The 13,512-nt window shown below is 40.1% G+C and carries 12 protein-coding genes; 3 read left to right on the top strand and 9 right to left on the bottom strand.

Annotation, left to right across the window (positions count from 1 at the left end):
• Nucleotides 1–162 precede the first annotated feature (162 nt).
• Complete coding sequence (locus tag LXL81_RS15855; protein WP_234647778.1) at nucleotides 163–825, top strand: oxidoreductase; 663 nt, start codon at nucleotides 163–165, stop codon at nucleotides 823–825.
• A 1-nt stretch (nucleotide 826) separates the two neighbouring features.
• Nucleotides 827–1,267 (top strand): GNAT family N-acetyltransferase, encoded by a 441-nt coding sequence (locus LXL81_RS15850; RefSeq protein ID WP_234647777.1) that lies wholly within the window; start codon nucleotides 827–829, stop codon nucleotides 1,265–1,267.
• A gap of 78 nt (nucleotides 1,268–1,345) precedes the next feature.
• Here LXL81_RS15850 and LXL81_RS15845 read toward each other — a convergent pair whose 3' ends face one another.
• The 4 genes from LXL81_RS15845 to LXL81_RS15830 all read right to left on the bottom strand — a co-directional run bounded on the left by LXL81_RS15845 (nucleotide 1,346) and on the right by LXL81_RS15830 (nucleotide 3,632).
• Complete coding sequence (locus LXL81_RS15845) at nucleotides 1,346–1,756, bottom strand: hypothetical protein (RefSeq protein ID WP_234647776.1); 411 nt, start codon at nucleotides 1,754–1,756, stop codon at nucleotides 1,346–1,348.
• 353 nt (nucleotides 1,757–2,109) lie between these two features.
• Nucleotides 2,110–2,475: a DUF6169 family protein gene (locus LXL81_RS15840; protein WP_234647775.1), complete on the bottom strand. Its 366-nt coding sequence runs from the start codon at nucleotides 2,473–2,475 to the stop codon at nucleotides 2,110–2,112.
• Between the two features lie 127 nt (nucleotides 2,476–2,602).
• On the bottom strand, nucleotides 2,603–2,776 hold the full coding sequence (locus tag LXL81_RS15835; protein ID WP_234647774.1) for a hypothetical protein: 174 nt from the start codon (nucleotides 2,774–2,776) through the stop codon (nucleotides 2,603–2,605).
• A gap of 124 nt (nucleotides 2,777–2,900) precedes the next feature.
• The gene (locus LXL81_RS15830) at nucleotides 2,901–3,632 is read right to left on the bottom strand and encodes a 1-acyl-sn-glycerol-3-phosphate acyltransferase (RefSeq protein ID WP_234647773.1); all 732 of its coding nucleotides are present in this window, start codon (nucleotides 3,630–3,632) and stop codon (nucleotides 2,901–2,903) included.
• Between the two features lie 139 nt (nucleotides 3,633–3,771).
• On the opposite strand from LXL81_RS15830, the gene LXL81_RS15825 reads away from it, so the two are divergent.
• A complete protein-coding gene (locus LXL81_RS15825; RefSeq protein WP_234647772.1) occupies nucleotides 3,772–4,758 on the top strand; it encodes an acyl-ACP desaturase in 987 nt (328 codons plus the stop codon).
• Between the two features lie 65 nt (nucleotides 4,759–4,823).
• On the opposite strand, the gene LXL81_RS15820 is transcribed toward LXL81_RS15825, so the two are convergent.
• The 5 genes from LXL81_RS15820 to LXL81_RS15800 all read right to left on the bottom strand — a co-directional run bounded on the left by LXL81_RS15820 (nucleotide 4,824) and on the right by LXL81_RS15800 (nucleotide 13,429).
• On the bottom strand, nucleotides 4,824–5,591 hold the full coding sequence (locus tag LXL81_RS15820) for an SGNH/GDSL hydrolase family protein (protein ID WP_234647771.1): 768 nt from the start codon (nucleotides 5,589–5,591) through the stop codon (nucleotides 4,824–4,826).
• An 85-nt stretch (nucleotides 5,592–5,676) separates the two neighbouring features.
• Complete coding sequence (locus LXL81_RS15815; protein WP_234647770.1) at nucleotides 5,677–6,519, bottom strand: endonuclease/exonuclease/phosphatase family protein; 843 nt, start codon at nucleotides 6,517–6,519, stop codon at nucleotides 5,677–5,679.
• 208 nt (nucleotides 6,520–6,727) lie between these two features.
• The gene (locus LXL81_RS15810) at nucleotides 6,728–8,503 is read right to left on the bottom strand and encodes a RagB/SusD family nutrient uptake outer membrane protein (protein WP_234647769.1); all 1,776 of its coding nucleotides are present in this window, start codon (nucleotides 8,501–8,503) and stop codon (nucleotides 6,728–6,730) included.
• Between the two features lie 44 nt (nucleotides 8,504–8,547).
• Nucleotides 8,548–12,063 (bottom strand): TonB-dependent receptor, encoded by a 3,516-nt coding sequence (locus LXL81_RS15805; RefSeq protein ID WP_234647768.1) that lies wholly within the window; start codon nucleotides 12,061–12,063, stop codon nucleotides 8,548–8,550.
• Nucleotides 12,064–12,247: 184 nt separating this feature from the next.
• Nucleotides 12,248–13,429 (bottom strand): FecR family protein, encoded by a 1,182-nt coding sequence (locus tag LXL81_RS15800; protein WP_234647767.1) that lies wholly within the window; start codon nucleotides 13,427–13,429, stop codon nucleotides 12,248–12,250.
• Between the last annotated feature and the right edge of the window lie 83 nt (nucleotides 13,430–13,512).

Genomic DNA, 13,512 nt, shown 5'->3' with positions numbered 1-13,512 from the left:
CAGGCTTTGTATTTCACACCTTTTATTGATTATATAATTCTACATTTTAAGGTTGATTAGTAAGGTAAAGCTGTAAATTTTAAGCAGGAAAGCAGAATTTGCAAAAGATAGTTGTCACCATAACAGTATACTGTTTAAATTGCAATTTCCAAAACTTACATCATGCCTTATTCAACATATAAAACAGCTTTGGTTATCGGGGCTACCGGCCTTGTAGGAAAGCAGGTTTTGAATTATTTGCTTGCTTCACCATTATATAGCCAGATAAAAATACTGACCAGAAGAGCCAGTGGTATAAAACACGAAAAGCTGAACGAGATTTTCTTTGATTTTGACAAGCCGGATGCATCGCTGGTTAAAGCTGATGATATTTTTTGCTGCCTGGGAACTACAATTAAAAAAGCTGGTTCAGAAGATGCCTTTAAAAAAGTTGATTTTCAGTATCCGTTACAAATTGGTCGTTTAGGAAAACTCAATGGGTCTTCAAAATATCTGATCGTTTCCTCCATGGGTGCTGATCCAAAATCTTTCATTTTTTATAACCGGGTAAAAGGTGAAATTGAAAAAGAGCTCACAGATCTGCATTATGATACACTGCATATTCTACGTCCGTCACTTCTTTTGGGGGATCGGGGAGGAGAAGCGCGTTTTGCGGAGAAAATTGGCGAAGTGTTAGCGAAAATTCTGGATCCGGTTATGATCGGACCGTTAAAAAAATATGCGGCAATTGATTCGGAAAAAGTTGCAAGAGGATTAGTAGAACTGGCGCAGCTTCCTGAAAAGGGAGTATTTATTCATAATTCTGCTGAGTTGCAGCATTTTTAATATGGTAATTTCAAATTTAAATATCCGGCCGGCCACAGTAAAAGATGAAGAAGCGGTTTACGACATGATCTGTGATTTGGAAGACAAAGAGCTCGATCGTGAATCTTTTAATAACGTTTTTCATACAAATCTTTCGCAGGAGCGAATCCGATACTTGATTGCAGAACTGGACGGAGAACCCGTAGGCATGGGTAGTTGCCATACCCAGCTTTTGTTACATCATGTTTGTATGGTTGCCGAAATTCAGGAAATGTATGTATCCCCTCAGCATCGCTCCAAAGAAATTGGAAAAGCACTGGTTGAAAAATTGATCGATTTTGCAAAGAGTAAAAATGCTCAGCAAATTGAGGTTACTTCAAATAATATGAGGGAAAATGCCCATCGGTTTTATCAGAAAGAAGGATTTAAAAAGTCGCATGTAAAATTGGTAAGGTATTTTTAATTTGAAAATCATGTTAAAAAAGGCATTTCCTAAAACCAGGAAATGCCTTTCAAAACTACCTAAACCTTCAACTGATTTTTAATATCTTCCTCTTGGGTTTCTTGCCCAGTTGTCGTTGTTGCGTCGGCTGCTCATGCTTCGGGTTTGAGCCATTAATCTCTCCAGATCCTGAATCAGATTTCTTTCTTCTCTTGGATTAAGACCCCCGCGGTGACTGAATTTTCTTTCACGTGCTTCGATGCGTTCGTATTCGTGCATTAATGCAGATGCTTCGCGTGGATTTAATGTTCCTCTTTCTATACCAATTGAAATTTGACGACGGGCATCTCTCTGCAAGTCATTAATTACATAACCGCGGCTATCACGAGGATTATTTTGGTAAGCGTTATCACGATTGTAGTCACGGTCACGGTCATGACCATTGTACTGAGCAGATGCGTTAGTTAAACCAAATGCGATGAATGCTGCAACAAAAAGTATCTTTTTCATGGTTCTAATTTTTAAAGTTCATGGGTTAGAGGCGAAGGATTGACATAGGTTTAAAGTGTCATTGTTAACGATTGTTAAGCGATTAAAGAAAGATTTATTAGGAGTATTTGGCGATTTGTAAATGGTTAAATATGAGGATAATGTATAGAAAATATATTTTTGGTAAGGATTAATATTTTTTGATAAAAGAATTTGTAGATTATTTCAACCGTAATTTTAATTAGAAAAGAGATTTTTGATGCTGAATGAAAAAGCGGAAGGGGAGACGTTATTTTGTTACAAAAGTGTGAGGAAGCAATTTAAACCCAGTAAGGGTGATATAAATTTTGACGGTTGTATAAGAATAAATGTATTTAGTATCCTTTCGCTATCAAATCATTATCCAGGTTAAGAAATGCTTTTTTAATATTTAGATATTCGATACAATTTCTATTCATTATCAGTGAGCAATAGGCACAGTCATCATCTTCGTTACAAATACGCAAATCGTACTTTGAGAAATTTAAATTGTAAATAGGATTGAATTGGTCAAACCACTTTAAAAAAAGGTTATTGCGAAATACGTGCCTGTTATCGGAAGTATCACAAACAATAAATAATGCCGTTTCAGGATGCAACATCAAGTAATCTCCAACAATTGTGATAATTGTATCTCGAATACGCTTATCATTTTGTTGTTTTTTTTCTGATTCTTTGACTAGGCTAAATCCAAAACTCAAAACAGAATGGTTAAAAGAAGGATAGTCGGGGAAGTAATTACTTCCGTCAATAAAATAAGCGGAGAATTCACTTCCTGACTCGGAAAAGAAGGTGTAAGTTCTGGAAGAAAGCTTGTGAAGCGAGTACTTATAAGGGTTTAACGAATTTGATTCCTCTGGCATCTAAATCATTAATTGAAGCATCACCCTTTAAGAATTTATTAATGACTTTTTTGTCATCCAAAATTCTTTTAATCAAACCTTCTTTTGGTGAAAGCTTTTTAACATCTCCATTACTTTTATTTTCTGCTGGATGTGTCATGATTTAAGAGTTTGCGTTGCAGTGTGTGTACACAAAGATATTAACTTTTTGATTTATAACAAAGTATGTAATTTGAGACAAAGAGTCACGATAGCAAACTTATATTTTCAGGTAAGGATTAATTTTAAATTAACTCCCGTTGAATCGCCTCCCGTGCCTCCAACAAAATCTCCTCAGCTTTTCTTCCCGCCGGCTCAATCGCAGGCAAAGCGGTCCACGAAAGTTTTGAAAAGGATGTCAAAGGGAAAATGCCTTTCGGGTTAAACCGACCGGTCCCGTTCACTGCTATTGGAATAACCAATGCATTTGGAGCACGTTTTAACAACATGGCAACACCGCCCGGAACAAACGGTTTCATCACCCCACTGGCTGTTCTGGTTCCTTCCGGGAAAATAATGGCAGATCCTGTCGTATCATAAATAAGTTTTCCCAATCTGGAAATTTCGGCAATTGCCTGCTTTCCGTCTTTACGGTTTATAAGGGCTGCCCCACTTTTTCGTAGGTTGTAGGAAATACTCGGAACTCCTTTTGCCAGTTCAATTTTTGAAACAAAAAGCGGGTGGCGTTTTCGTAAAAACCAGATAATAGAAGGTATATCAAATGTGCTTTGATGGTTCGCTACAAAAATAATTGGGCGGTCATCAGGAATTGAGGCAAGATTTTTGTAGGTGACGGTGGACCCTGTAAGATACAGGCCATAGGTTAATGAGAAATTAAGATAATCGACTATTTTTTCGTGCGCCTTTTTTCCGAAAACGTTGAGTGCCACGACCTGTGCAATATGAAAAACCAGCAGTGAAAGCCCGAAGTGAAGAAGGTAAATGGTACTTAGGAGGTAGTCTGTAATTTTTTTCATTCCAACTTTTAAACTAAAATATTCCAAATGTACACCGATTGTGAAAATTTGTAAAGCAGTAAATGAGATTTGTCATGTATAACTTTCATTAAATTCCCGTACTTTGTGAAATTATATTGTAAGTTAAATTGAATCAACAATGGAAACCGAACTTTCAGCAGCACGACTAGAGGTCATGCAACATGTGGGAAAGGACCTCGATGCCCTGATGGCAGAATACTTGAAACCAATCGATCAAAATTGGCAGCCGACAGATTTTTTACCGGATTCCAGTAATGAGAACTTTTTTAGTGAAGTTAAATTATTGCAGGAAAGCTGCCGGGATTTGCCATATGATTATATCGCAGTATTGATTGGTGATACAATCACAGAGGAAGCACTTCCAACATACGAATCCTGGTTAATGGATGTGATCGGAGTCGATCAGGTCGATAATCCTTCCGGATGGTCAAGATGGGTGAGAGCCTGGACTGCCGAGGAAAACCGTCATGGCGATCTTCTTAATAAGTATTTGTATCTGTCCGGACGCGTTAATATGCGCGCTATGGAGGTATCTACCCAATATCTGATTGCCGATGGATTTGATATCGGAACAGACCGCGATCCTTATCGAAACTTTATCTACACTTCTTTCCAGGAGCTTGCAACGAACGTTTCACACCGTCGTACTGCAACACTTTCAAAACAATTTGGTAATCCACACCTTTCAAAAATTTGTGGTGTGATTGCTTCTGATGAAATGCGTCATGCGAAAGCGTATAAAACTTTTGTAAGCCGTATTCTTGCGGTTGATCCGTCCGAGCTGATGTTAGCTCTGGAAGATATGATGAGGAAAAAGATTGTTATGCCTGCCCATTTCCTGCGCGAATCTGGCGTAAAAATGGGAGATACCTTCTCTCATTTCTCCGATGCGGCACAGCGTCTGGGTGTTTATACGACCATGGATTATATCGAAATCCTTGAATCTTTACTGGTAGAATGGGAGATCGAAACAATAAGAGATCTGAATTCCGGTGCCGAAAAAGCCCGGGACTATTTGATGGCTTTGCCTACTCGTTTACGCCGTATTGCTGATCGGACAAGAATTCCGGAATTGCAATATGAATTCAGCTGGATTAGCAGATAAGCATTTTAGAAAGTATTGAGAAACAGAAAGCCGGACATTTGCCCGGCTTTTTGTTTCTCTAATATCTATTTTACGAACTTTATCTTTTTCTGGACTTCCTTAATCCAGAATCTAGCCATTAATTCGTGTCCGGCAGGCATGGGGTGAATCCCGTCCCAGATCCAGTAATCAGCCGGTGCCTTTTTTATCGCTTTATCAAATTCTGACTGAAAATCGATTTCAATAGCATTAAATTCATTAGCCAGTTTTCGAACAATTTCCTGCCTTGGCCTTAATTCATTTTGATATTCTTCCCATTTGTCTTTAACTCTCCCGACAGGAAAAAGAAACGGAATGCCAAGAACTAACTGCACATCTGGTAAAGCCAGTTTTGTTTTTTCTAAAACAGAACGATAGTCTGTTTCGAATGATAATGGCGTATTTTCTTTCTTTCCTTTGACAGCTGCTTCCGTATCATTCACGCCAACCAGGATATTAATAAGATTTGGTTTTAAATCCAGTGTATCCGTTTGCCATCGGGCCGCAAGGTCAGTGATTTTATTTCCACTGACTCCACGGTTGAAAAAATGAAATTCCTTTTCCGGATGATCAAACCATAATCTGCTTGAAATTAGATAAGCAAAGCCGTGGCCCATAACGTGATTCCAATCCGTATTTCTTGTCCGGTTTCCGTCAGTAATAGAATCGCCCTGGAATAAAAAGGTGTAACCGGTTTTTCCAATTGCTGATGCATCCGTTGCGGGTAAAACTTCTGCTGATGAAAATGCCGGCGAAAGTATCGTTGCAGCACCTCCAACGGCTGCCTGTCTCAAAAATTCTCTTCGTAATGACATGAAAAATCCTTGTGATGATTGAGATTTATTTCAATAATCACAAGGATTTTCTTCTTTGATCTACTGATCAGCAACGTGAATTCTACTAATTAATCACCGCCTTAATAACCACCGGCTGGTGATCGGATGGATAACGCTGCTCTTTTGCATCTGTCAAAACACCGTATTTTAAAACTTTGATAGGTTTGCTTACAAAAATATAATCAATACGATTTTGCATCGATGCGTCAAATTTGAAACTGTTAAAAGTGCCCTCCGGACCGTATTTAGGTTGTTCCGTTATTTCATGCGAATCGCTTAACAGGGTCTGGATTTCTTTGATCTGCTCTGTTTCAGGTGTTGAATTGAAATCACCCGTTAAGATCGTTGGTGAATTTCCGGCGATTTCCTTCATCTTTTTCACCATCAGAATTCCTGACTGGCGACGTGCTTCTACGCCCTGATGATCAAAGTGAACGTTGAAAAAATAAAATTCTTTTTTTGTATTAAGGTCCTGGAATTTTGCCCATGAACAGATCCGGTTACAGCAGGTAGCATCCCAGCCTTTTCCCGGTTTGTCCGGTGTTTCGCTCAACCAGAAATCACCATTTTTTAAAACTTTGAAACGGTCTTTTTTGTAAAAAATAGCAGAATGTTCACCGCCTTCTTTTCCATCATCACGGCCTTTTCCCAAAAATGCAAATTCGGTGAGTTCTGCAACGTCATGCAACTGGTTGATCAAAACTTCCTGGGTTCCGAAAATATCAAATTCGTGAAAGCGAATCAAACCTTTTACCATTTCCTTACGGTTTGGCCAGGCGTTAATGCCATCGCCTTTATTGTCATAACGAAGGTTGTATGAAGCAATATTGATCGTTGAAGTTTTTTGTGCAAAACCTGCTGCCGACAGCATCAAAACAGCTGCCAATACCAGAAGTGATTTTTTCATTTGACAAGAATTAAGGATTTAAAATAGAATTTTGTTGAAAGAAACATAGAGTAAAGAGAAAAACAACCTGCTCCTTACTCTATGTATTGAATTTACTTCGGCTTTCGGCAATCGGCTTTCAGATCCTGAATATCAGAAATACTATGAAAAGGATAAAATCTATATCCATCCCGGGTCTGACGGCCGACCGCCGAAAGCTGACAGCCAACTACCATCCCGGATTTTGTCCCAGTTTAGGATTGAACAACCTGTCTGTTTCAGGGATAGGGTATAGGTAATGTTTCTCTTCCCATTTGCGTGGAACTGTATTCAGCCAGGTAATTTCTCCTGAAGTATCATTGGAAAGGCGTTGTGGATTTGCACCCGCGCTGATCGTTTCAGCCACATTGACATAAGTTACCCCAGCAACCGGAGAAGCTGGCGTTCCTTTTACAAAAGCCACATCAAGCACACCGTCTTCATTAAGATCCAATGGTGTATTTAAAGCCGGAACGTAAAATCCGTTCCATTTTTGTTCCATCAACGAACCACGTTTCCAGCGAACGATGTCATAAAAACGGAAACCTTCAAGGCATAATTCCGTTCCTCTTTCACGACGGATTTCCAGAATAGCAGCATCAGAAATACCAGGGAAATAATTTGCCTGCAAGTATGGATCAACTATTGCCGGAACAGCAGTTAGTCCGCCAGTGATACCTGCTCTCTTACGAATCGCACCTACCGTTAATGCCCAGTCCGTATCAGTCAATTTGTTTAATTCCGCTTTTGCTTCTGCATAATTCAGCAAAATTTCAGCATAACGCATCGTAGAAATTGAATTGATATTTCTTGTTCCGCCATCATAGTAAGTATCGTCCAGGGTCCATTTGATTGGCTGATATCCTGTGTAAGTATAAGAGAAAACAGGAGGCGCGGCTTCTTCTTTTCCACCATTGATACGTTTGTAATTTCCCATACGGATTGTTTGCTGCAATCTTTTGTCGCGGCCTTTAACTTCCTGTGGGAAAGTCATCGTTTCATGTCCTGCTTTGTTTGTGAAAGGTGTTCCGTCGATATTTAGATAGGTATTCACAAACGTGCGGGTAAAGCTCAATCGTGCTCCATAAGTTGAACTTGTCCACCACCAGTTTGCATCGTTATAAACACTCAACGCAGGATCACAAACATATGATAACATCACCTCATTCGTTACCGGAGTATTGTTGGTGAAAACCTGGCGATATGATTTTTCGTTACCGCCTGTTTCATTTAATGAAAATCCACCTTCCTTGATCACTTTTTCAGATGCTGAAATAGATTCATTCAGCCATTTTTCTACCGTCGACTGCAAGTTGTAAGTTGTCTGGTATTTTCTGAATGTACCTTCAAAAAGACAGATTCTTGATTTGTATCCGTAAGCAACTGATTTGGTGATCAGACTTCTGCTGTTATCAGTTGTTGTGCGGATATTTTCGCAGGCGTAATTTAAATCTGCCAACACGGAATCCATCACCATGGTGCGCGGATCACGGCCGTTGAAAAGAGAAGGATCGTCAACCGTAGCCGCTTTGTTGATCCAGGGTACATCTCCAAAACGTTTTACTTTTTCAAAATAAAATATGGCTCTGAAAAAACGGGCAAGGGCCGTGTAATGTTTCCGGGTATCAGCCGAAACAGCCTGACGGTTATTGTTTTCGATAAAATAATTAATATTCCGAAGGGGTTTCCAGTCCCAGCCGTCACTTTGGCGTGGGCCGTAAGCACCGTCACGCAAAAAATCAGGGACAGATGAACGCGCTCCGAAATCGCTCATTTCATCGGAACGGATGATAGCATTTCCTGTTGGAAGGATATCATAAAAAGAATTGGTGTAAAGATCCAGTCCTTTTTCGCTGTTAAAAACGGCATTATTATCAGCAGTAGACTGCGGAACCTGATCCAGTTCCTGACATCCGCCAGCCAGGAGGCCAACCAGAAATAACAGTCCTATAAATTTGAATTTCATGAGTATTTGATTTAATATTCTTCTAAAAATTTAGATTTCACATTTTAGAAAGTAACAGACAATCCCATCGTGAAGCCTTTCAGTATCGGATAATTATTCCCGTTACCGCTGTTGTTTTTATTTGGATTCGAAGGATCGTCAGAAGGAGTTAAAGCAACATCCGATCTTCCGATATTTTCCACATCAATGTCTTTTGTGATTTTGTACAGAGGAGAATAAGTGAAAATATTATCACCCGACAAGTAAACACGGGCACTCGCCATTTTCAGTTTATTTGTCAAAGTATGCGGAAGGTTGTAGCCGATCTGAATATTTTTCAAACGGATATAAGCTACATTTTGCAAATATTTAGTTTGTGCCGTAGCCAGTTCACCTGAGCTGTTTTGCGCGGTATATCCTCGGTAACGTGGCAGATAAGCATCCGGATTATCCTCAGACCAGATATTGCCAAGCTGCCATTTCGGGATCTTGTTGTATGGACGATTATACTGTCCCCAGAAAAGTGCCGCTTCCGAACCAGGATACCAGTCTTGCTTGGCTACACCCTGGAAAAATGCAGAGATGAAGAAATTGTTCCAGTCGCCACCCAAAGTAACACCATAGGTATAACGAGGCAGAGAGTTTCCGATTATCTTTTTGTCGCCAGGCTGACCAACCGTTTTGTTACCGTCATCGATAACGCCGTCGCCATTTAAATCCTTGAATTTAATATCACCTGGTAACAATTTCCCGGTTGTAGAGGCTTTGTAAAGAATCTGTTTTGGAGAATTGGTAATGTCATCAGCCGATTTGAAATAACCGTCGTTCACAAATCCCCAGATTTCACCCAGTTTCTGGCCTGCGTAGTAATCCGATAATCTTTTGTCAGGATTATTGTATTTGTCTATTTTGGCCGTATAATCTGACACCGTCAGACGAACTGAATAATTCAGCGGTTTGGAACCAACTGTAAACTGGTCACGCCAGGTAATGGCTGCTTCCCATCCTTTTGTTGTTAAATCAGCATAGTTTCCCTTTGGAACATCCGTACCGAAAACGGCTGGCAAAGTCATACCGGTTGTGAACATGCCGGTCGTTTTTCTTTGATAAGCGTCAGCATTCAATGTCAGACGATTGGCAAGCATGGATACATCCACACCGAAATCTGCCGTGCTTGAAGTTTCCCAGGTAAGTCCATTTGGCAAAACTGTTGGTTGACCTGTTTGTTGCGGACGAGCGCCATTCAGGATTCTACCCGATTGCTGGATTGTGAATTTTTCCTGAAAGCTGTAAGAATTGATATTCCCGTTTCCAAGTGAACCGTAAGATCCTCTCAACTTCAATTCAGAAATCACTTTCGGCGATACTTTCCAGAATGATTCATTAGAAATTCTCCATCCTGCTGAAACAGACGGGAAAAATGCAAAACGCTGGCTGGACGGGAATTTGGAAGATCCGTCATAACGACCGTTTAATTCCAGAAGATATCTTTCTTTAAATGAATAATTGATACGGTAAAAACCACCGGCAATTGCCCATTTGTCATATCCACCGCCCGTCGTAATTGATTGTCCAAGTGCAAGGTTGATATCGCTCGCGCCTTCATAAATCAATCCGTTACGAACCACCTGAAGTTCTTTGTAAAGTGATTGTTCCTGGTTGAAACCTGCCAGAACTTTAAAATAATGGTTAGCACCAACTTTCGGTTCAAATTCACCATAGATGTTGGTCGCAGTATATTGCGTATTCCGAAGCAGGTTTTGAAGGTCGTTATAATTCGTTCCGACATATTCAATAACCCCCGGTTTGCGGCTGTAAGGAACAGGTACGCGTGTACGATAATCGTTATTATCTGTATTTTGATAAGTGAAATTTCCTTTGATTCTCAACACATCATTGAAAAACTGCGAAGCGAAACTGGTCGTGTTTCTGAATACACGTTTGTTTGTATTGATACCATTTTTGCCATAATAAAAATCACCAACCGTGTAAGCTGCCGAATAAGTAAGCGTTCCGTCCGGGTTGAACATCGGCGCCATCGTATGGCCTTCATCCGAAATATTTCTCCATATAGAACCACCTTCTCCCACGTTTAGCGGATTGTGATATTTCATGGAAGAGAAATCGGCGTTGTTTGATACATTAAGCCATTTGTAAAGCTGAACAGAACCTTTAACACGTAAACTCATGATTTTATAATCATCAGAATTATACTTGAAAAGTCCATCCTGACCAAAATAACGACCCGTCACCAGGAAATCTGCCTTACCACTTCCACCTGAAACTGATAAATTGTGTTCCGTTGCACTTGTCGTTTTTTTGTACAATTCTTTGTACCAATCTGTATTTTCGTAATAAACATATTCGCCTGTAACCGGATCAACAACCGTTTTTGGCAAGCTCGGATCTTTTGATCTTTTTTCAAATTCCGCCAGGTATGCCGGTGAGAATTTAACCGTTTTGTTTACGTTTTGAGGTGTTTGTGAATAATCATTCCAGGCACTCCATCCTTCGTTAAACATTTTGGCAAAAGTATAGCCGTCTGTTACCAGATCCGGAACTGCAATAGGACTTTTGATTGAATGATTCAAAGAATAACTTATCGTCGTCTTATCTTTCTGAGGCGATTTTGTTGTGATTAAAACAACACCAAAAGCACCTCTTGCTCCATAAATCGCAGCCGATGCCGCATCCTTTAAAACAGAAACACTGGCAACATCATTCGGGTTAATACGGCTTGGATCGCCTTCAACACCATCAATCAAAACCAGCGCATTTCCACCCTGGCCGATGGAAGTTGCCCCACGAATGTTGTAAGACGGGGATTGTGTCGGCTTTCCGTCACCCATCGTCAGGTTTAAGTTTGGAATAACGCCTTGCAAACCTTGCGCAAGATTGGGAAGTGAACGGTTTTCCAATACTTTGCTCGTTACCTGATCCACCGCACCGGTAAGGTTCATTTTCTTCTGTGTACCATAACCAACCACAACCAGTTCTTCCAACGCTTTTGTATCAGTATCAAGCGAAATGTTGAAAGTGGTGCGCGTTCCTATCGGAAGCTCTTTTGTGATATAGCCGACGAAGCTGAAAATCAGAACACCATCTTTGTCGGCCTCGGTCAGATCCAGTTTAAATTGTCCGTCGCCGTCAGTAGTTGTTCCGCGCTGCGTACCTTTTACAATGATGCTGACACCGGGTAATCCACCTCCTTTTTCGTCAGAAACCTTCCCGCTGATATCAATCAATGGAGCCTGAACAGGAACTATCTGGGTTTTTACTTCAGGAGTTTTTGGCTTTACCACGATAGTTCTTTCCATCAAACTATATGTAAGCGGCTGATTATTGAAACATTGTTCCAGAACCTGTTCCAATGAGCCGTCAGAAATTTTCATCGTTACAGGCCTGGCCTTTTTCAACAATTCATTATTGAAAATGAACTGATAACCACTGCGTTTCTGGATGATTTTGATCACATGTTCCAACGGTGCATTCTCCACCGAAACGGAAATTTTTTGAGAAATGGCGGCCGCACTCACCTGCATGCAGGCAACGGCTAGTAGAAAAGCGCTTAATTTCATCATGAACAGGATTTTGGATGGAATAAGGCTGATGTGTCTACTACTTTTGAAGAGTAGCTTTAATTTCATAGTTTTACGATGTTTGGATTTTGAAAGTTTATGGTTCGCACTGTACACTTGTTTAATAATCCTTCGTACCGGTAGCCCTGGCCGGCTATCGGTTTTCCAGTATTACTATTTCTTCTGATTATTTTTCCCTGATTGTTATTTTTTTGTCTTCAATCTCAAATTTTAATTCCCCTGACATTTCAAGCATTTTAAGCACTTTTGACAAAGTGGTATTTCGTGAGATCATCGCCGTAAAATGTTTATCCGGTATCTGCTTTTCGTTCACAACATCCACGTCATACCATCTTTGCAACTGACGCATGATCGTCGTCAGATCTTCGTTATCAAACTGGAAATAACCTTCTTTCCACGCAACAGCTTCTTCAACATCTGCGGTGCGTATACTTATTTGTGATCCGACCAGGGCTTGCTGGCCGGGATTCAGTATTTTTCTGTTTTCACCAATTCCTATCCTTACAGAGCCTTCGAGTAAGGTGGTTTTCGAAACAGCTTCGTTGTCGTAAGCCATTACATTAAAGTGTGTTCCTAATACCTCAACATGCGTTTTTCCGGATTCTACGACAAAAGGCATTTCCTTATTTTTACTGATTTCGAAATATCCTTCTCCGGTCAGTTCAACTTTACGCTCCTTACCAGTGAATGCGGTCGGAAAGTGTAATGACGATTTTGAGTTGAGCCATACCTTGCTGCCATCCGGAAGTAATATTTCATACTGGCCGCCCGTCGGTGTGTTAATTGTGTTGAAAGTGATGGTCTTATTCTTTTCAGATGGCAGAATTTCGTAAACAAGCTGTCCTTCCTTTTTACTGATCTTTACCCCGTTTTCATTTTTGAAGGTTCCGTTGGCCATATCTTCCAATGAAATCACACTACCGTCTCCCAAAGTCAGCGTAGCTTTATTTCCTCCCGGAAGCACATCATTTTTTAGAATTTGAGGTTTTTTGATTTTAGTGATTGTTGTATTCGCATTGTTTTTTTTATGTATAAATCCATAACCGATGATACCGGTAATCAATATCGCCGCGGCATATTTGAAGATATTGTTTAAAGACCAGAATGAGTGATGAATAACAGGATTGTCTATTTGTTGATTGATATTTTCCCAGGCTGTCTGATGATCAATGGATTCGAAAAATTTCAACCCTTCTTCCATTTTTTCTTTATTCTGCAATTCATTCAGCAAGATCTGATTCGCAATATCTTCGTCCAGCCAATCCTGCAAGACCTTGCTTTCTACCCCGGAAAGGTTTCCATTAAGATATTTGAAAATTAATTCTGCGATTTCAAAGGGTGCTTTCATTCCTGGCTTTTGTTCTTTGGTAGTAAGACACGCAGAATGAATTTTAGGGTGAAAGGTTTTTGAAAAATATTTTAATTTGAAGA

Origin of the sequence: Dyadobacter sp. CY356, assembly GCF_021440195.1 — a bacterium.
Classification (GTDB): Bacteria; Bacteroidota; Bacteroidia; order Cytophagales; family Spirosomataceae; genus Dyadobacter.
Note: the sequence above shows the minus strand (reverse complement) of the source record. Positions and strands in the feature narration are given on the sequence as shown.